The sequence below is a fragment of the Paenibacillus sp. S02 genome (assembly GCF_019454065.1).
In the GTDB taxonomy this organism is placed as follows: Bacteria; Bacillota; Bacilli; order Paenibacillales; family Paenibacillaceae; genus Paenibacillus; species Paenibacillus polymyxa_B.
Window position 1 is genome coordinate 2,626,929 of the sequence record NZ_CP073682.1, and the last position, 19,857, is coordinate 2,646,785.

The window sequence follows — 19,857 nt, forward strand, 5'->3', positions numbered from 1 at the left end:
ATTGAAAGCCTTATTTGAGAAGGAAAAAAATTACTGGGGTCATAAACTGGAATCTGAGGATCATATCATCTGCCTACCATACACCAACCAGGTGTCCAGAAGTACAACTGTAACGAGTTTAAATTCCCATACGTACACACTCACATTTCCAACTGAAATTTCCCAAAGAATATCATCTATAACAGGTGGCGCTCCATGGGCCGTGTTTATGGTCCTGCTTGCTGGAGTAGAGAGCTTATTGCATAAATACACAGGTGAGGAACGTGTGCTGCTGGGCATCCCGGTAGCCAAGTCTGGCAACGGTGCTACTAAGCCGATCAACCATCTGCTTTTATTGAAAAATACGCTGGATTCCAGCACAACCTTCAAAGCTTTGCTGTCTCAAATCAAAACCTCTGTCGGCGAAGCTATTGAACATCAAAACATTCCTTTTTGGAACTATTCTGAATTACTTGACATTCAACGTAATGAGGATGGAAAGCCTCTTATTCACACCACAGTATCCTTGCAAAATATTCATATATCTGAATTTTTGAATCACGTACAATCCGAACTACATTTCCAGTTTCAATGGGAACATGAAGCGGTCTCCCTGAACGTAAAGTATAGTAGCGACCGTTATAGCGAGACGACGATTGAGCACTTTGTTGAGCAGCTTCTGCGGCTGTACACTATTGTTTTGCAGCAGTCAGAGTTGGCGATTTCCACAGCACAAGTACTGTCAGAGCAAGAAGTAGAGCAGCTGGTCCATACCTTCAACGATACAAATGTGGATTATCCACGTCATGCGTCTATTCATGAATTGTTCGAGAAACAGGCGAAGCAGGCACCACAGCAGGTGGCGGTAGTGTGTGGGCAAGATAGCCTAACCTATGCAGAATTGAATGAAAAGGCCAACCGACTGGCTCATTCTTTACGTAAGCAGGGAATCCGCACCGAGCAGACGGTCGGCATTGTAGCTGAACGCTCGATTGAGATGATTGTCGGTATGCTCGGAATTCTCAAAGCAGGTGGAGCGTATGTACCCATTGATTCTGATTACCCGGATGAGCGGGTACGCTATTTGCTGAAGGATTCCGGTGCGGACATACTGCTCGTGCAGCGAATGGAACATCGGCCCACTGATTTTAAGGGATTGGTGCTTGACCTTAGCGATGCTGCAATTTATGGAACGGATGATGCTGATCGTTACGATCCAAATTTGCCGAATGATCACGGGACGAATACTGATCCGGGATACGTGGACTGCCTAGATCCGTTCTACTCCATTTCCGCCAGTCCCGAACTTGCTTCTACGACAACCATACAACCAGAAACCATGCAACCAAAAGCTACGCAATCAGAACAAGCAGAACAAATACAGCAGGCTTATGCAGCTAAAGAACAACCGAAGGCGAGCGCAGCTGGTCGCTTGGCCTATATTATGTACACCTCAGGGACTACAGGCCAGCCCAAAGGGGTTATGGTGGAGCACCGTAATGTCGTGCGTTTGGTGACAAACACAAATTATGCACGCTTGAATGCCGACACGCGCATTTTGCAGACCGGGTCTGTTGTCTTTGACGCGTCCACCTTCGAAATTTGGGGTGCGCTATTGAACGGTGGACAGCTGGTGCTGGTGAGTCAGGATGTTATTTTGGACGCGCCCAAGCTCAAGGAAGTTGTCCGCAATCACGGCATTACCACGATGTGGCTAACCGCACCGCTCTTTAATCAGCTATCCCAGCAGGACTTGGAACTATTTGAGGGGATGCGGGAGCTGTTGGTTGGTGGTGATGTGCTGTCCGTACCGCATATTAACCGGGTATTGGAGGCCCATCCGAATCTACATATCATTAACGGCTACGGTCCGACGGAAAATACGGCCTTTTCCACCACACATGCCATTACCGGCGTTCAATCGGCATCTGTGCCTATTGGTAGCCCAATCCATAACTCGACGGCATATGTCGTGGACCGTTCGATGCAGCTCCAGCCTGTTGGAGCGTGGGGGGAACTGATCGTCGGCGGTGACGGGGTGGCTCGCGGATACCGCAACCGCCCAGACCTGACGACCGAAAAGTTCATCGACAGCCCATTCCGTGGCAGCGAACGCTGCTATCGTACAGGGGACCTGGTGCGTTGGAATGCGGACGGGACGCTGGAATATAAGGGACGGATCGACGCGCAGGTAAAAATCCGGGGCTACCGGATCGAGCTGGGCGAGGTGGAAGCGCAGCTGTTGAAGCTGGAGGCAGTCCGAGAAGCTGTTGTAATTGCACATGAAGATGAGCAGGGGCAAAAGCTGCTCTGCGCATATGTGGTCACCCATGCGGAAGTAGCGACAAGTGAGCTGCGTAGCGCTTTGAGTCAGGAGCTGCCGGGCTACATGGTACCGTCGTATTTTGTACAGCTAGAGCAGTTGCCACTGACGCCCAACGGCAAGGTGGATCGCCGAGCGTTGCCACAGCCAGAGGGAGGTGTAAGCTCAGGCGCAGAATATGTACCTCCTCAAAATCAATTACAAGCACAACTGGCTAGCATCTGGAAAGATGTACTGGAGCTTGAGCGCATTGGGATTAAGGATAACTTTTTTGAGGCAGGAGGACATTCCCTGCGGGCGACACATGTCATATCACTCATCTATAAGGAATTGCATAAAAATGTGCAGCTAAAGGATCTGTTCCAGCATCCGACAATTGAACAGCTGGCGCAGGTTATTGAAGCACTGGAGCAAACCACCTATGAATCCATCCCTGTTACGGAGAATAAGCCATTTTATGCGGTCTCTTCGGCTCAAAAACGGATGTATATCCTCAATCAGCTTGATGGAGCGGGAATTAGCTATAACATACCTGGTGCCCTGACTCTGACCGGTTCACTTGATCACAAGGCACTGGATAACGCGTTCCGTCAGCTTATTGAACGCCATGAAACATTGCGCACAAGTTTTGAGACCATGAACGGTGAACCTGTCCAGCGAGTACATGACGAGGTTCCTTTTCGCATGGAATTGACCTATGCTCACGGAGCTGCCCCAAAGGAAACGGATGAGCTGGTACATAACTTTGTTCAGCCGTTCGATCTGGGGCAGGCTCCGTTATTCCGAGTTGGTTTGATTGAAACAGACCCAGAGCATCATATTTTGCTCATGGATATGCATCATATCATTTCGGACGGTACCTCTATAAATGTACTAATTCAGGACTTCATTCATTTATATGCAGGCGACACGCTGCCATCGCTGCGCATTCAGTATAAAGACTACGCCGCTTGGCAACAGAAGCAGCAGCAAAGTGAACGCTACCGGGAACAGGAAAACTACTGGCTCAATACCTTCGCAGGAGAGCTACCTGTGCTAGATCTACCGACTGATTATCCACGCCCGGCGGTGAGAAGCTTTGAAGGAGATGTGCTGGAATTTACGCTTGACCAACGACAAAGCGAAGGCTTAAAAAGCATTGCGGTGCAGACGGAATCGACATTATATATGGTGTTGTTGGCTGCCTATTCGGCTTTGCTTAGCCACTATAGCGGGCAGGAAGATATTATTGTCGGTTCGCCAATTGCAGGGCGGCCCCATGCAGATCTTGGCAGTCTGATCGGGATGTTCGTGAATACACTGGCAATCCGTAATTATCCAGAAGGCGGGAAAACGTTCCGCGATTATGTGTTGGAGGTCAAGGATAACGCGTTAAAGGTTTTTGAACATCAGGATTATCCGTTTGAAGAGCTGGTAGAGAAGCTGGGCGTGGATCGAGATTTAAGCCGTAATCCGTTATTTGATACCATGTTTGCACTGCAAAACCTAGAGCAAAAAGAGCAGCAGCTGGCAGGGCTGCAATTGGCATCCTATCCAAGTGAACAAACGACGGCCAAATTTGATTTGAGTCTGTTCGCAGTGGAGGATGGAGAACAAATCTCCTGTGCTCTTCAATACGGAACTCGGCTGTACAAACGGGAAACCATTGAACGACTGACTGAACATTTGCAGCAGCTTATCAATGCGGTTATAGAACAGCCGGATATCGTTCTTTCGGCTATTGAAATGGTTTCGGCCCAAGAAAAAGAGCTGCTTGTGCAGAGATTCAATGATACGGTAGCAGACTATCCGTATCCACGAGATCAAGCACTGCATGTGTTGTTCGAGGAACAGGTAGCGCAATCACCAGACCGGCTGGCCGTCACCTTTGCGGACATGCAGCTTACCTACCGCGAGCTGAATGAACGTGCCGACCGTCTGGCACACATACTTGCTTCCCATGGAATACGGCGCGGCTCCGAGCCAGAGACACAGCGAGTAGGGATTATGGCTGAACGCTCCATTGAAATGGTCGTCGGTATGCTGGCGATTTTAAAGGTCGGAGGGGCTTACGTTCCCATTGATCCCGATTATCCTGAAGAGCGTATCCGTTATTTACTGGAGGATTCCAGTGCGGGGCTGTTACTGTTACAGCGACGTGAACAGATGCCTTTTGAACCCGGCATTCCGGTCATCGATTTGAGTGATGAACAACGATGGAATAGCAAATCTGAAGGTGACGCTCATACCGATGGAACAATTGCGTTTACAACAGGGGGATCTTCCTCAGATCTTGCGTATGTGATCTACACCTCTGGTACGACAGGCAAGCCGAAGGGCGTGATGATTGAGCACCGTAATGTCGTGCGCCTAGTGAAAAACAAAAGCTATGCCATGCTTGATGAAAATACACGTATGCTGCAATTGGGCGCAGTTGTGTTCGATGCCTCCACATTTGAAATTTGGGGAACGCTGCTGAACGGGGGACAACTGTATGTGGTAAGTCATGACACTATACTGGATGCCTCCAAGCTCAAACAGGCAATTGACAAGTATCGTGTTAACACGATGTTCATGACCACGGCTTTATTCAATCAGTATTCGCAGCAAGAAATCGGAGTGTTTGCGTCCTTGAAGGAGTTGCTCGTGGGTGGTGATGTGTTGTCTGTACCACACGTCAATCGTGTGTTGAAGGAGTACCCGCAGCTTCGCCTGGCCAATATTTATGGGCCGACGGAGAACACCACCTTTTCCACCATCTATGACATTACAGAACCGCAAACCCAGGCTATTCCCATTGGACGTCCAATTGATCACTCGACCGCTTATGTGGTCAATCGTTCGTTGAAGCTGCAACCTATCGGAGCCTGGGGAGAGCTGATTGTCGGTGGCGACGGTGTTGGGCGAGGATATCTGAATCGGCCCGAGCTTACAGCGGAAAAATTCATTGAAAGTCCATTCCGGTCTGGAGAATATTGCTATCGTACAGGGGACTTAGTGCGTTGGCGTGCTGATGGTGTACTGGAGTACAAGGGAAGAATGGATGAACAGGTCAAAATTCGCGGCTACCGCATTGAACTGGGTGAAATTGAAACCCGTTTGTCCACGATTCCAGGTGTGAAGGAATCGGTTGTTACCGTGCGGCAGGACGATAACGGACAAAAGCAGCTGTGTGCCTATTTTGCAACAGACAGTGAATTGAGCGCCAGCGACTTACGTAACATTTTGTCGCAGGATCTGCCTGGCTATATGGTGCCGTCCTACTTTGTGCAGCTCTCCAGACTGCCTTTGACGCTGAATGGCAAAGTAGACCGCAGGGCACTGCCCGCACCTGAGCAAAATCTCGATACAGGTATGGATTATGTGGCACCCGAAACGGATGTTCAACAGGCACTGGCTACGGCTTGGGGAGCCATTCTTGGTATCCCGAAAGTCGGAATACAGGATAACTTTTTCCATTTGGGTGGTGACTCCATCAAGGCCATCCAAGTATCGTCCCGCTTGTTTCAGGCTGGATACAAGCTGGAAATGAAGGACTTGTTCAAATACCCGACAATTGCGGGACTAAGCACAACTATTCAGCCTGTTAACCGAATAGCCGAGCAGGGCGAGGTTACAGGAAATGTAGTGCTTACACCGATTCAGCGCTGGTTTTTTGAACAGCCAACGGGAGAACCACACTATTTTAACCAATCTGTCATGCTCTATCGTCAGGAAGGCTATGACGAACAGGCACTACGGCGGGCGCTCCATCAGATTACATCGCACCATGATGCATTGCGTATGGTTTTTAGTTTGTCGGAGAACGGATGTACAGCATGGAACCGCAGTATAGAGGAAGGCGAACCGTACCATCTGGAGTGTTTTGACTATAATGACAGCAATGTAAGCAAGCAAGATTTGTCGAAGATAATTGAAGCGAAATGCAATGAAATTCAATCTGGTATTTCCCTAAGCGAAGGTCCGCTGATGAGACTGGGGCTGTTCCGTTGCCCGGATGGAGATCATCTGCTGGTCGTGATCCATCATTTGGTGGTGGACGGGGTATCCTGGCGCATTTTATTCGAGGATTTGGCGACTGCCTATGATCAAGCCTCCAAAGGTGAACAGGTGATTCAGCTGCCTCATAAAACAGATTCGTTCCAAACATGGGCCGAGCAGCTGCACGCTTATGCCAACAGTCCAGCTATGGAACGTGAGCGTGCGTATTGGGGGAAACTTGCACAAGCGGATCTGGCTCCTTTGCCGCAGGATTACGGGCATAACGAGCACGAAAAGCCATTGATTGGCGATAGTGAGTCGGTTACTGCTTTGTGGACACATGCAGAGACAGAGCAGCTGCTCAAACAGGCTAATCGTGCCTACCGTACAGAAATTAATGACCTGTTGTTGACGGCGGTAGGAATGGCATTGCAAGCATGGAGTGGAAATGATCGGTTCCTGATTAATCTGGAGGGACATGGACGTGAAGCCATTTTACCAGAGGTGGACATTACCCGAACGATAGGGTGGTTTACAAGCCAATATCCTGTTTTGCTCGATATGCCGGAAGAACTGGCACTTTCGCAACGGATTAAGCGTGTGAAGGAAGGACTGCGCGGTATCCCGCAAAAAGGGATTGGCTACGGTGTACTGAAATATTTAGCCGACCGTCAGACACAGGCACCGGAGGCATCTCCAGCCATATTTACGACAGATCCCGAAATCAGCTTTAACTATTTGGGACAGTTCGATCAGGATATGAAAGGGAACGACTTGCAATCATCCTCATATGAGGGTGGGATGCCGCTGAGCCCGACCATGGCTCGAACGTATACACTTGATTTTGGCGGTATCATTTCGGGAGGCCAACTGGGTCTGACGATTAGCTATAGCCGTACCAGCTATAGACCGGAGACGATCGAGCGATTGGCGAAATTATTGGAATCGAGCCTGCGTGAAATTTTGGCGCATTGCATCCATAAAGAACACCCAGAGCTTACCCCAAGTGATATTTCCTATAAAGGAATGAGTGTGGAGGGCTTGGACAGCCTCTTATCTGAAATGGGTGCTGCGGGTGAGATCGACAATGTATATGCACTGACCCCCATGCAGAAAGGGATGCTGTTTCACAGCCAGCTAGATAGTCAAACAGCAACGAATGACGCGTATTTTGAGCAGGTTTCTTATGATATGCGAGGTCAGATGGACATTCGGGCTTTTGCAGAAAGCCTGAATATTCTGGTTCGGCGACATGAGGCGCTGCGTACACATTTTTATTTTGGCAGGGATACGGAACCGTTGCAGGTGGTGTATCGAAATCGGGATTGCGGCTTTCAATATGAAGATTTACACCATCTAGATGAGGATGCAAAAGGTACCAGGGTGAAAAATTTCAAGCTACAAGATAAAGCACGGGGCTTTGATCTGCGTCGGGATGTCCTGCTGCGTGTAGCGATTTTACGTACCGGAGAAGACAGCTATCATTTTGTATGGAGCTTTCATCATATCGTCATGGACGGCTGGTGTCTGTCCCTTATAAATAAAGAAGTGTTTGAAAGCTATGCAGCACTTCAGGAGGGCAGAGTACCAGAGCTGGCACCGGCAGTGCCGTACAGCCGCTTTATTGAATGGCTGGAAGCACAGGATCGCAAGGCGGCAACCGACTACTGGAGCAGCTATTTATCCGGGTATGAGCAGCAAACAGCATTACCAGCTGTAAAATCCGGTCGCAAGAGTGAAGGCAACACGGCTAGTGATTGGGTGACGGTTTTGGAACGTGATTTGACCCTCCGGGTGGAGGAGACGGCTAAACGATATCAAGTGACCATGAATACGTTATTACAAACCGCATGGGGGATTGTGCTGCAAAAATATAACAACCACAGTGATGTCGTATTTGGCAGTGTCGTCTCAGGTCGTCCATCAGATATTATCGGGGTAGAGGATATTATCGGCTTGTTCATTAATACCATTCCAGTTCGCATTCTTAGTGAGGCAGGGGAATCTTTTGCAGAAGTTATGAAGAAAACGCAGGAGCAGGCGCTGGCTTCTCATGCATATGATACGTATCCACTGTTTGAGATCCAGGCATTGACCGACCAGAAACAGGATTTAATTAACCATATTATGGTGTTTGAAAATTATCCAGTAGATGAGCAGGTCGAGGAACTGGGAAGTGACGGGCAGGATACATCCCCGATTTCCAACGTGGTGGCTGCAGAGCAGACTAACTATGATCTGAGCTTAGTCGTTATGCCTGGAGAATGCATCAAGATTCGTTTTATGTATAACGCGTTAAGTTATGAACAAACAGGCATTGAGCGTCTGCATGGACATTTTGTGAACCTGTTGGAGCAAGTTTTGCTTAACCCGAATGTTTGCGTAGAAGAGCTGGAACTGGTTACAGCGGCGGAAAAACAACAAATTACAGGAGAGTTTAATGACACTGCCTCTGCATTTCCAAGCAATCACACGATCCAAAAACTGTTTGAGGAGCAGGCAGAGCGCACGCCGGATCATATTGCCGTAGCTTTGGGTCATCAATCATTGACCTATCGGGAACTCAATGAGATAGCCAACCGTTTAGCGCATACGCTGCGTGATGCAGGGGTGAAATCCGATGAACCTGTGGGTATTTTGACGGAGCGCTCACTGGATATGATTACGGGAACACTCGCTATTTTGAAGGCTGGTGGCGCGTATGTGCCGGTAGACCCTCAATATCCGGAGGACCGTATCCGTTATATGCTGGAGGACTCGGGAGCTAAGCTGCTGCTGGCTCAGCAGGATTTACTAGATTGTTGCTATTTTGACGGACAGATTGTGAATCTGAATGAGGATACGTCCTACAGTGCGGATGCTTCCAATCTGGGTATAGATGGAGCGGGTAATCATGCTGCTTATGTCATTTATACCTCAGGTTCAACAGGTAAGCCTAAGGGTGTCGTTGTTGAGCATCAAAGTGTCGTGCGCCTTGTCCGCAATACGGATTATGTGCCATTTGATGAATCGACCCGAATGCTGCAGACTTGCGCGTTTGTATTTGATGTATCTACGTTTGAAATTTGGGGCGCGCTGCTGAACGGCGGTCAGCTTGTTCTTGTGCATAAGGATAATCTACTGGACGCGGCCAAGCTTAAAGAGACGATACGGGATCATCGCGTCACCATGATGTGGCTGACCACTCCGTTATTTAATCAGCTTTCACAGCAGGATAGTAAACTTTTCGGCGATGTGAAGTATTTGCTGGTTGGTGGTGATGTTTTGTCTGCACCCCATATTAACCGGGTCCTGCGCGATAATCCGGACATCAACATCATTAACGGCTATGGTCCAACGGAAAATACAACCTTTTCGACGACGTATCACATTACGGAAGAACAGCTGGATTCTGTGCCGATCGGACGCCCCATCCGCAATTCGACGGCGTATGTTGTGGATTCGTCATTTAACCTGCAACCGGTCGGAGCTTGGGGTGAGCTGGTTGTCGGCGGAGACGGAGTTGCACGTGGTTATCTGAACCGTCCTGAGCTGACGGCTGAGAGATTTCTTGCTAACCCGTGGGTGGACAGAGATCGCCTGTACTGTACGGGAGACCTTGTTCGCTGGCGTGAAGACGGCATACTGGAATACGCTGGACGGATTGATCAACAGGTTAAAATTCGCGGTTACCGGATTGAGCTGGGCGAGGTGGAGGCGCGGCTGGCAAGTGTACCGTCCGTGCGGGATAGCGTTGTTATCGCTTTGCGGGATGGAGCGGGTCAGCAGCAATTATGTGCTTACTTCACTGCCGATGAACAGCTGACCATCCGTGAGATTCGAGCTGCGATGTCGGCCAGTCTGCCGAGCTATATGATTCCATCCGCATTTGTACAGCTGGATCGGTTTCCGCTGACGACAAACGGCAAAATCGACCGCAAAGCTTTACCTGTGCCGGACAAAGGGCTGCACACGGGTATAGAATATGTCGCACCGCGAACTGATGTGGAACAGTTGCTGGCAGCCATTTGGCAGGAAGTACTTGAAATTCCACAAGTGGGTATCCACGATGACTTTTTCACGTTGGGTGGACATTCCTTGAAAATACTGGAGCTTATACGCAAAGTTCACCTTGCTACAGATATTGAGCTTCCCATCCGTAGTGTTCTGGACTTCCCGACTATAGAAGCGCAGGCGCTCACATTATTGAAAGCCGATCTGGAATACAAGGCCGATAGTCCAATCATTCGGTTGAATGAACACGGTCCGATCTCCATCTTCTGCTTTCCTCCTATGCTTGGATACGGGCTGTCGTTCGCGGAGCTTGCGAAACAACTGGATCAGGACGCAGTCGTGTATGGATTGGAGTTCGTGGATGATGCTGCGGATGAGCAGGCAATGCTGGCACGTTACGTTGATTTGATCGTCAGCACGCAAGCGCAAGGCCCGTATGTGCTGCTTGGTTATTCCATAGGTGGTAATCTGGCGCATAAGGTTGCTGACACACTGGAACGTCAAGGTCATACTGTATCCGATATTTTTATGCTCGATTCGGTCAAAAGGGCGCAAGCCCTGCCCTTCACAGTTGAAGAAACAGAGCATGAAATTCATGACATGCTGGAACAGGTTCCCGACTCCTACCGTGAGCTGTTGAATGAAACGTACCAACGTAAAATGATCGCTTACGCGGTATATGGCAACCAGCTTGTGAATACAGAGAGCGTTCAGGCGAATATTCACGGCTTTGTCGCCGTTGGATCGGAAACGGTCAAGGGTACAGGAGATAATCAACTTTTATGGAAAGATGCTACACAAGGTAGCTATGAAGAGCATAGCTTGATTGGCAATCATTATGAACTGCTGGAACCCGGATTTATCGAGGAAAATGTAAAAAGTATCCGTGCCACCATACAAAAGATAACTCGGAACACGGACAAAGACATGACACAAGACTTGGCACATCATAAATCTTGAAAATCTACGGTCGATGATGTAACGAACTGAATCACTAATTTTTAATCTGTAACACATGAATCCTGATCGACAGGTAAGAAGCCTTCTGCTTACGCGACTCGATCAGGATTCGCTTTATTATGTGCACTCCCGCGATGGGAAGTGCGATGATTCCATAGCGCCATGCTGATGGCTTCCATACGGAGTATAAATATCTGCTCGCTATGCAATCACCGCACGGTTCAAATCATTAAATCAACTTCATACGTAAGGATGGTACTTCAATATGAAGAATAAAGGCATTTGCTACCTATCCGCTTTTTTAGCAGCGTTGTTTCTCTCGAACCTGCTCATTGCTTCGGCATGGGCAACAGACAGCATAACACCTGATTCATTGGAAAAAACAGTGGACAATATTATGAGTACAGAATTGGAAAAATTGCATATTCCAGGGGCTGCGGTCGTCGTGACTCAGGAAAACCAAATCCTCTTTAGTAAAGGCTATGGATATGCAGATCTGGAGCGGAAAGTGGCATTCGATCCAGCGAAGACCATTGTTCGTGTCGGCTCTCTAACCAAATCATTTAGTGCAAGTGCCACGATGCAGCTGGTTGAGCAAAACAAGCTTGATTTGAATGAAGACGTGAACAGCTATCTCCACAGCTATAAAGCTACGCAATACCAAAATCAGCCTTTCAATTTGCATCAGCTTTTGACACATACCTCGGGATTGGATGAAGCGCTGTACAACATTAACAGCTCCACTCGGGCAGGCGTTTTGCCCACAGAGCAGTATCTCAGCACGTATTTTCAAAATCAGCCTCCCATCCGCAAACCTGGAATTCAGTATGATTACAGCAATGTCGCCTACGGTCTGATCGGTAATATCGTGGAGCAAGTAAGCGGTCAGGGACTGAATGATTACCTCCGTACACATCTGTTCCAGCCGATGAATATGCCCAGCGCGACACTGGAATTGCCATTAAATCATCCTGCACTGGCCCAGTCGTATCAGTGGAAGGATGGAGCGTATTTGAAACAGCCTTTGTCGTATATCAATCTGCCGGGAGCAGGAGCGTTGAACGTCACACCCAACGAGTTTTCCCATTATCTGATCACTCATTTAAATCAAGGCAAGTATGAGGGCAAAGTGGTGCTCCAGCCACATACGGTAAAAGTGATGCATGCGCAGCAATTTGCAGTCGATGCACGCCTGGATGGCGTGGGTTACGGATTTTTTCGTGGTCATTTGGAGACGGGAGTACCTATGCTGTGGGCTACCGGGGAAATTGATGATTTTATTTCCGAAATGGTATTGATTCCGTCCCAAAAGATCGGTATTTTTGTGATCATTAATTCAGCTGACACGGACACCCTGCTTCATGGAAAAGTCATCAATGCGATAGCCCAAATGCTGCCCTCAGAGCCGCAGGCCGTTTCGCAGTCACTAGCTCGCTCTTCCACACAAGTGAAACTTTCGCCAGAGATCGAGGGCGTATATCAGGTGGATTCTAATCCTGTTCATGGTTGGGGAAAATGGATTCGGATACTGGGAAGCATTACATACACCGTGCGAATTCAAGATGATCATACGTTAATTGTTAAAGGAAAACACCCAAATGAGAATGAAGCAACAGACAAAGTTTTTCAAGCAGCAGGTGATGGATTGTTTGTAGAAAAGGGGGGCCAGCTTAAAATTTTGCTGTATCAGGAAAACGGTACTTGGATGATGGTTGCCCCAGATAGTAAGACCATGAAGCAGACGACACTTTGGCACCGTACCTGGACTCTGCTTGTCAGCTACGCTGCCGCCTCCTTATTTTTCATCACAACCTTGCTGATTTGGATCGTAAGATATGTGATCAGAGATATCCGTAAAACGAATAATCACATTTCATCCAACCTTGCATTCATTGCGTCACTAAATTCGATTTTTCTCGGGGTGCAGGTCATCTATGGTAACAATCAGATAGTGTATGGCTATTCCGCCTGGTATATCTGGGGAATTTGCACGTTACCGCTCATTTCGGCTCTCATTGCCGTATGGGTATTGATCGTGAATGGCGCAAAGCTGATTACAGGGGAAAGGAGACCCCGGGCTGCTGGGAAAATCCTATTTGCGGTACTCACATTGTTGCATACGGTGTATCTCTTTTATTGGAATTTACTTCCTATTCATTATTCCTAAAGATTTACAAAACAATGCATATTCGAACATAAATGAATGCTAAAATTTGTATCTAATGCCCCTTAGAGGGGCTTTAAACCAACAAACAGGAGGGAAATAATGGGAATCTTTCGTCGTTTTACATCCCGTAGCTTCAAATACGCAACTGCTATGGTTTTCACTTTATCGTTGTACGCTGGTGTTGCGGGCAGCATACAACCGGTACGGGCAGAAGGTCCGGCGGACCCAGCCCCCTTCATTGCTGCGAAAGTGGTCAATGAGAACGCTGGTAAAAAAGTGCTGTTTGATAATACACATGGACAGACAGCTGGCGCAGCAGATTGGGTGATTGATGGTGGATTTTCAGACTTCGGCCAAGCCCTCGCGAGCAATGGCTATGATGTACACGAGCTTCGCCAATCTACGCCTATTACTTACAATGATCTAAAGAATTATGATGTATTTGTTACGGCAGAGCCAAATATTCCTTTTAAACAGAGCGAACAGGCTGCAATGGAGCAGTATGTAAAAGCAGGCAATAGTATTTTTTTCATTGGAGATCATTATAACGCGGACCGCAACAAGAATCGCTGGGACGGATCGGAGAGCATCAATGGCTACCGTCGTGGTGCATGGGAAGACCCTGCGAAGGGAATGAGTGCGGAAGAAAAAAGCTCAGCAGCGATGCAGGGCGTAGTCAGCTCAGATTGGCTGGGCAGCCAGTTTGGTGTGCGCTTTCGCTACAATGCATTAGGCGATATCACAGCCAATCAGATTGTCGAGCCAGCGCAGGCGTTCGGCATTACAGCTGGAGTGAGTAATGTGGCAATGCATGCAGGATCAACACTCGCGATTATCGACCCAGCGAAAGCCAAGGGAATCGTATATCTTCCTAAAACCAATCAGGCTTGGGGCAACGCGGTAGATCAGGGCGTTTATAACGGAGGCGGCATTCCAGAAGGACCTTATGCAGCTGTATCGAAAGTAGGACTAGGCAAAGCTGCTTTCATTGGGGACTCGTCTCCTGTTGAAGATGCAACGCCAAAATATTTGCGCGAAGAGACAGGAACCAAGAAGACAACGTATGACGGTTTTAAGGAGCAGGATGACGCTGTGTTACTGGTCAATATCGTAGACTGGTTGTCCAACAAGGAGGAGTATACCAGCCTGACGGAAGTGAAAAGCTTACAGCTGGACCAGCCGACGGCATTACTGCCTTTTGAAGAGCCACAGACTTCCACGGAACCACAAGCCGAGCCGTGGTCCGCTCCGGCAGCCGGCTACAAATGGTGGGATCAGCAAACATTCAAAGCAGGGTCCTACGGCGGATCTACAGCCAGTGCGCAGCCTGTGTACAGCATCGTTCGGCAAGAGCAGCTGCCCAATGCACAGCCTTTTCAAATTCGAGTTACTGCCGACCAACTGGCTCCCAACAGCACGATTAGCGGATTCAGCACAGGTATTTACGTAGCGGGCGGCAATCAAGTAGCCCAGATTCAAAATCCGGATGGAAGCTGGCCAACCTCATATGGCTATAGCGGAACATTTAGTCTGGAGTCCAACAGCAAAGGGCATGCCTATAAGGACTTGACGGTGCGGATCAAGCCGGGAACCAGTGGTTCAGCTAATCTTAGACTGAGGCAAAACGGCAGCAATCTGCTGACCCAATCCGTCGTGCTGGCTGATGTGCCGGCCCAGCCGTTGCCTGAGGAAGGCAATACGGTTCCAGCTCGTATCAGTGTCGCAGAAGCACGGAGTCTCCCGGCTGGCAAAGTCGTGACCTTAGAGGGTGTTGTGACGACAGAACCAGGTGCATTCGGTGGTCAAGCCTTTTACATGCAGGATGAAAGTGGTGGGATTTATGTATATCAAAACCAAAGTGGCTTTCACCGAGGTGATCGAGTAAAGCTTACAGCAAGCTTGGCACTGTATAATAGTGAGCTAGAGTTAACCGATCCAGTGGCAATTGAAAAAACGGGAGAAGGACAACTTCCGGAAGCTGTACAAGTCACCGAACTCAGTGATGCGAACCAAGGACAGTTGGTTGAGCTTCCAACGGCAATTATTCGTAATGTGATGGACGCGACTCCCGTAGGTTCGTTTGAATTTGATGCAGTATCTGGTGAAGTAAGTCACCATGTGCGCGTCGATGCACGTACAGGCGTAACACGGACATCTTTTCCATATCAAGAAGGACAGCAAGTGAAACTGAAGGGAATTTCGGCGATTTTCAAAGGGAATTATCAGTTAAAACCGCGTGGACTGGATGATTTTTCAGCTCAGGCAGGCGCAGCTTTGCAGGAAGTAGAGCTTTCACTGGATCAAACGACCCTCAACATTGGGGATACGGCAGCGACACATCTCAAGGGTACGCTGACAGATGGCAGCGAAGCTGATTTAAGCCGCGCTTCTGTTCAGTATATCAGCAGTCATGAATCCGTTTCGCTGGATACGTATGGAGAACTTAAGGCCCTAAAAGAGGGGAGCGCGGAGATTACAGCCAGCGTCACCTTGGACGGACAAACAGTGGTATCCAATCCTGTAACCGTTAGAGTCGAAAAGACTGCTGTAGGTGAAGTGCCGGGAAAACCTGTGCTGTCGCATGATAACGGGCAGGACACTGGACTGAAGGATGGCAACTACAACATCACCATGAATCTGTGGTGGGGTACGAATGGTGATGAACTTAAGTTGTATGAAAACGACAAGCTGATTGGCACCGAATCATTGCAAGCCGCTTCCCCTGGAGCACAGCATGCAGTCATTCCTGTTACAGGCAAGACCAATGGTACCTACACGTATACTGCAGAACTGATCAACGCTTCTGGTAAAACGACCAGCGACCCGTTAACTGTCGAAGTGACCGATGCTTCCCCTGGCATTCCAGTGCTGTCTCATGACAATTGGGACGGTGACGGTACCTACACCCTTACAATGAACATGTGGTGGGGCACGAATGCGACAAAATACAACTTATATGAAAATGGAGAACTGATCGACGCCCAGGATCTGCCAAGCAAAAGCCCGCAGGCCCAAAGCGCAGTCACTAACATCCAAAATCAAAAGCCGGGTACATATGAGTATCGGGCCGAGTTAGTCAATGCTTCAGGAGAAGTTTCTAGTCAAACGATAAGTGTAGAAGTAAAGGGCCATTAAGTAGAAATGATGGGCCGTTAAAAAGTAAGAGCATCTATAGACCTTGTGAGAGTCTATAGATGCTTTTTTATTTTTTTACGAAGCGGGAATTATCATTTATGATTGGGTTGGCGAAGCGGAAAGTCCCTCTATATCTGAGGAGCCATAGAAGAACATGGCAACTAGAATCACAATAATGACAACCTCTGCAAAATATTCTCCATCAAACTCACTCACCACATAAGTCTCCTTTCGCCACTTGTTAATTATTTATTTTCTGTGAAAAGGCTTGTATCACCTGGTCCAGTGTCATATTCCCATTATCATTTAAAAATTTTACCATATTATCGACATTGGAAGGAGTAGATGCTAGTGTTTTGTATTTTCCTGTGAGGCCTAAAAACAATGTTGCTTGTCTGTATAAAGTCACGGAATCGACGTTTAGTTTTCCTGTTAGTAGGAGGGCTGCCACTAAGACCTCCACATTTTTCCCTTGAAGAGCAGAAAAGATAGCCGAATTACTGTTTAAGCCATTTTTCTTTTGACCGTTGAGGGGGGATTTGGATTTACGATTCCCATTCCCATTGCCATTCTTTCCTAAGGAAGCCATCGAATCTTCCTCCCGCCATATACTGTTCTTGCCTGGTCTTTATGAAAATTCGGGACAAGGACAGTGGCACTACACGTGCTCATCAAAATACGTTTTGATCATATGATATGCGAACAAGAAAGCATTGGTTACTATAAGAATCGCTTTGAATGTAGGTAGTTGACTACTATCACCCTGTAATTTCTTTTCGCATGTTGGTCCAATATAGGTTAAACTACAATAAAGCAAGCTAAATGAGCATTTTGCATACATCCCAAGAGCGTTTCCAATCAGCAATGTTTAGACCGAAACGGTTTAGTTCGTTTATTGTATTTTTGAGCGTTGAATTGGAATTAAGCAAAATGCTGAAATAGGAGTTGTAGATAAAATATGTCGAATGAAGAAGTATTGTTAACTAAAGAGGGATTGGCCAAGCTGGAGGATGAGCTTAAGGAACTGAAGACCGTAAAACGTAAGGAGCTAGCCGAACGCCTTAAGTTGGCTATCAGCTACGGCGATTTGAAGGAAAATAGTGAGTATCACTCAGCCAAGGATGACCAAGCATTTATGGAAACCCGCATTCTCATATTGGAGAAGATGCTGACCAAAGCCCGGGTCGTGGACGAGAGTAATTTAGACCTTAGAACCGTTAGTATCGGATCGACTGTCATTCTGAATGACATCGAATTTTCGGAGAAGATGGAATACAAAATTGTAAGTCCTGCTGAGGCGGATGTTCTGGATAACAAAATTTCCTATGAGAGTCCTTTAGGCAAGGCACTTTTGGGGAAAGAAGTGGGCAGTATCATTCATGTGGATGCACCCATGGCTGTAATCAAATATGAGTTGCTTGAAATTAAGCTCACATAGTTCATTCCCGATTCCCTTAATGAGGGGGCCGGGATTTTTTTATTTCTCGCTACTTACATACCGTCCATGTGGAGCACAGTTGCACTCCACATACTGGACAGGATTTTCTTTACTCCGCTATAGCGCACTAAGTTAGTCCGTCATTAGGAAGCCTGCTTGCTCCAATGCAGCGCAGGCATCGTTAATTTTATCTTCATCCGAGGCATTCAAGGTATGCAGGTGGATGCCTCCCGTCAGCTGGGACAAATAAGTGGCCTGGGTGGAACTGATTTTACGGATAAAATCGTCCACTTCCTTGCGAGTTCCAACCCGTATCGGAGCAGTTAGATCCCCGTATACCGGATGCTCAACAATAACATCCTGCACACTTACACCGTAGTCCACAATCAGCTTTAGTTCCTCTTCTGTCTGTTCAGGTCGATGTTTACACACAATAATTCGTGAGGCTAAGGGGGCTGTCTGACCCGCAGGCTCCATATAAATGTATCCTTGACTCGTTGCAAGGATAGGCTCTTGGCTTGCTTTTAACAGGGAAATATCCTGTACAATTACTTGTCTGGAAACGGAGGATCTGCGTGCCAGTTCGCTCCCGGTCAGCGGTGATTCGCTCTTCAGCCACAACAGCAGCTGTTCGCGGCGATCCGTACCTGACCGCTTTAAAGATTCAGTCAACGGGATAAGCTCCTTTCTTGTCGATGCGTCAGGTCTGTCAAAATATCTACCAGTACATTCAATTCCTCGATGGTGGTTGCCCTTCCGAAAGAAATACGGATAAATTGTAATGCTTCACGGCCGGATGCTCCAAGCGCTTGTAAGGCAGGCGAAGGATCGTGGTGTCCGGCAGCACATGCGCTTCCGGTTGATATACAGACACCTCTGCGATTACATTCCAGCATAACATATTGTCCCTCGTAACCGTGAAAAAAACATCCTACTATATGATGAAGCACTGCTTTATTCTCGCTTTCCTGTACGACCCAACGTAACGGAATGGATCTTTCCTGAATTTTCGTAATAAAGTGTCTTCTCAGGGTAGCATATCGCTCCTGATGCGACTCCATCTGTTCGGTCATCATTTCTGCCGCCGCGACAAAGGCTGCAATCCCGGGAACATTAACCGTTCCAGGACGAAATCCGTTTTCATGTAGCGTATCAGGGTACACGGGACGCCACGGGGTTCCGGGTTTGAGATATGCAGCACCGACACCTTTAGGGCCATACACTTTATGGCTCGATACAGAGAGTGCATCTACTCCCATGGCTTCTACATCTACGAGAATATTCCCAAATGTCTGTACCGCATCACTGTGCAGCAAAATACCCCGTTCGCGTAGCAGGGGAGATAAGGCAGCAAGGTCCTGAACCAGTCCTGTTTCCGAATTGGCGTGTTGTACAGATACAAGTCCGGTGTTTTCTCTCAGGTGAGGTAAAAGAGCTTCGCGAGTCATTCGTCCTTCCCGATCCGGTTGCACAATGGTCAGTTCATAGCCCTGCCGTTCCAGCAAAGTAGCAAGGTTGTACATCGAGTGATGTTCCAAAGCGCTCATGATCCAATGCTTTTTATGCTGCGGCAACCCGCTCAGGATCGATTGCACAATCAACATATTGGATTCTGTTCCCCCGGTTGTAAAATAGATGCCTTCCTTTTGCCCGCCAATTATATTCGCCATCCGTTGCCTGCTGTAATCCAGCGCGTAAGTTGCTTGACCGCCCGCATCATGGAGGCTGCTGGCATTTCCGAACATTTCCTTATTTAATACGTTATACATATTTAAAGCTTCGTCACACATAGGTGTGGAAGCGGCATAGTCCAGATAAATCACAGCAATTCCTCCCTGCTTAAAAATAATTCCATTCAAAAACTCTTGAGATTATTGTAGGCATGTGTAAATATAAGTGTCA

General features: G+C 47.9%; 7 protein-coding genes. 4 read left to right on the forward strand and 3 right to left on the reverse strand.

Features of this window, described 5'->3' with window-relative positions:
• The first annotated feature begins 1 nt into the window (after position 1).
• The 3 genes from KAI36_RS11570 to KAI36_RS11580 all read left to right on the forward strand — a co-directional run bounded on the left by KAI36_RS11570 (position 2) and on the right by KAI36_RS11580 (position 16,517).
• Positions 2 to 11,215 (forward strand): non-ribosomal peptide synthetase, encoded by an 11,214-nt coding sequence (locus KAI36_RS11570; RefSeq protein WP_220027794.1) that lies wholly within the window; start codon positions 2 to 4, stop codon positions 11,213 to 11,215.
• 265 nt (positions 11,216 to 11,480) lie between these two features.
• Positions 11,481 to 13,382, forward strand: a complete 1,902-nt coding sequence (locus KAI36_RS11575) for a serine hydrolase domain-containing protein (protein ID WP_220027795.1) — start codon at positions 11,481 to 11,483, stop codon at positions 13,380 to 13,382.
• A 99-nt stretch (positions 13,383 to 13,481) separates the two neighbouring features.
• A complete protein-coding gene (locus tag KAI36_RS11580; protein WP_220027796.1) occupies positions 13,482 to 16,517 on the forward strand; it encodes an endonuclease in 3,036 nt (1,011 codons plus the stop codon).
• 241 nt (positions 16,518 to 16,758) lie between these two features.
• Here the strand turns inward: KAI36_RS11580 and KAI36_RS11585 are convergent, their stop codons facing one another.
• Positions 16,759 to 17,106: a hypothetical protein gene (locus KAI36_RS11585; RefSeq protein ID WP_025721144.1), complete on the reverse strand. Its 348-nt coding sequence runs from the start codon at positions 17,104 to 17,106 to the stop codon at positions 16,759 to 16,761.
• Positions 17,107 to 17,475: 369 nt separating this feature from the next.
• Between KAI36_RS11585 and greA the strand changes: the two genes are divergently transcribed.
• Positions 17,476 to 17,955 (forward strand): transcription elongation factor GreA, encoded by a 480-nt coding sequence (gene greA, locus KAI36_RS11590; RefSeq protein WP_013310174.1) that lies wholly within the window; start codon positions 17,476 to 17,478, stop codon positions 17,953 to 17,955.
• A gap of 132 nt (positions 17,956 to 18,087) precedes the next feature.
• Here greA and KAI36_RS11595 read toward each other — a convergent pair whose 3' ends face one another.
• Both KAI36_RS11595 and KAI36_RS11600 read right to left on the reverse strand, forming a co-directional pair.
• Positions 18,088 to 18,627: a transcription repressor NadR gene (locus tag KAI36_RS11595; RefSeq protein WP_028541390.1), complete on the reverse strand. Its 540-nt coding sequence runs from the start codon at positions 18,625 to 18,627 to the stop codon at positions 18,088 to 18,090.
• On the reverse strand, positions 18,624 to 19,778 hold the full coding sequence (locus KAI36_RS11600; RefSeq protein ID WP_220027797.1) for an IscS subfamily cysteine desulfurase: 1,155 nt from the start codon (positions 19,776 to 19,778) through the stop codon (positions 18,624 to 18,626). The genes KAI36_RS11595 and KAI36_RS11600 overlap by 4 nt, the downstream gene beginning before the upstream one ends.
• Positions 19,779 to 19,857: the final 79 nt, after the last annotated feature.